Consider the following 1956-nt stretch of genomic DNA (forward strand, 5'->3'; position numbering starts at 1 on the left):
CCCCTTCCCTATTCAATTAATTATTTCGATCGAGCATTAGTCACCGCACGCGATCGCTAAACCATACCCCAATTGAGCAACGCCGTATCAGAAATTATACCAGCATGAAGGTGTGTAAAAGCTTTGAAGCTTCTGACTTCTGAAAACAGATTTCTGTAATAGCGACAATACTCATCAATCTATTTCAAGGTTAAATTAGCTTGGCGATGGTTAACCATAGACCTAGCTCTGGTTTGAGAGATTTTGTTCTATTATACTCTGCCGCTTAGTGACAGAAGAGGGGTTAGCAACAGCGTATTCCATCGCAGCTTGGAATTTGGGTAGAGAACGCGAAATCATTTCTTCGTTGGCAGTAAGGGAAATTCGGAAGTAACCGGGTATTTCCTGGGGAGTTCCTGGTAAAACAAATATATCTTGACTTGCTAATAACTCGGCAAAAGCAAGGTCATCATCCCAAGGTGATTGCACCAAGAGGAAGAACGTCCCATCAGGGTTATAAAGGGTGTAACCCATATCCCGCAGTGCCTTCACCATCCCATCTCGCTTGTTTTGTAAATGCTCGATATTTATGTTGAGTTGCTCTAAGTCTCCTAAGGCATACTGCATGAGCACACTAGGATAACACCAACCAAAAGGACTTTGTTGTAGGAGGGCAATGATTCGTCTTATTTCTTCCCGATTAGGCATAGTTGGAGGTAAAGCAATATACCCTATACGTTGACCGGGTGCCATTAAAGTCTTACTATAACCATATACTAAGAAAGAAAATGGGTAAAACTGAGTAGGGCTAAAACAAGTCTTGTTGTCGAAAACAATTCGGCTGAAGCTTTCATCGGAAATAATATAAATAGGCTTGCCATACCGCTGAGAAGCCTCGTTAAGTATAGCACTCAAACCCTCCAGGGTACTAGCTGAAAAAAGCTTACCTGTAGGGTTGTGAGGTGAATTGATAATAATTGCTCGAGTCCGTTCTGTAATTGCAGATGTGATCGCCTGCAAATCCATATCAAAGGTGTTTGTATCCACAGGCACACCAATCGGAACCGCACCGGTAAAATGCACCATACTCCTATAGCCTAACCAGGGTGGATTCAAAATAATTACCTCATCTCCCTCACCAGCTAACATTTGCAGACAAATCGCCAAACCAACTACAGTACCATTGGTCATAAAAATATCTTCAGGCAATATAGAAAGTCCGCGTTTATCTTGAAGAGCAGCGGATACAGTGATCCGTGATTCTGGAATATTTTCCTTGTAGCCATACCACCCTTGATTTTGCGGTACACTCCAACGCTGTAAGGCTTCTACAAACCCTGGAGGTGGTATTTCATGGGCATCACCGAAAGTAAAATCAATACTTTCCGGCTCAGTGCGGCGACTCATATAGGTCGCTTGGGCAAAGAATTGACTTATAGGGGTCGGGCAATCTAATAACTTTAGTAACCGTGGTGAGATAAAGTGAGTCTTCGCTTCACTTGTTGGATCTGGCATGAGCTTATTTCGATTACTTTTGTCGTACATAGTAATTGGGTAGTGGTGTATAGTAATTGCCGGTCACGGAACTCGCCTTAACGATAAATTATACTCAGGGACAAAATACCGTCGCCCCCAGTCTTGACATTTATATCCTTGTTTACCACTTGTTTACCATAAGTATGAGCGTATTTAATAATTTTCCCAGAAGGACATCTTACACAAGTGATACTCATATATACTCAGGAGTATTGATATTATTTTATTAGTTTAACATGATAATGCACCACTACCAACTATCTCACTCTTGACTGCATTACGGCATCAGTTCGCAACAATTTGTAACGCATCAGCCGTAGAACCCAGTACCCTACACCGTCCACACAAACCAATCCCGGCGTTGCTGAATTGGGGTATGGTTTAGCGATCGCGTGCGGTGACTAATGCTCGATCGAAATAATTAATTGAATAGGGAAGGGA

1 protein-coding gene is annotated in these 1956 nt (G+C 42.3%); it reads right to left on the reverse strand.

From position 1 onward, the window contains the following. Window positions 1-222: 222 nt before the first annotated feature. Window positions 223-1524, reverse strand: a complete 1302-nt coding sequence (locus tag QUA10_RS28895) for an aminotransferase class I/II-fold pyridoxal phosphate-dependent enzyme (protein ID WP_333086481.1) — start codon at window positions 1522-1524, stop codon at window positions 223-225. Between the last annotated feature and the right edge of the window lie 432 nt (window positions 1525-1956).

This window comes from Microcoleus sp. Pol8_D6, from assembly GCF_036700965.1.
In the GTDB taxonomy this organism is placed as follows: domain Bacteria; phylum Cyanobacteriota; class Cyanobacteriia; order Cyanobacteriales; family Microcoleaceae; genus Microcoleus.

What these genes read in the sequence shown, in the direction of transcription:
- QUA10_RS28895 (WP_333086481.1), bottom strand. Translation starts at nt 1,524, where the DNA reads ATGTACGACAAAAGTAATCGAAATAAGCTCATGCCAGATCCAACAAGT.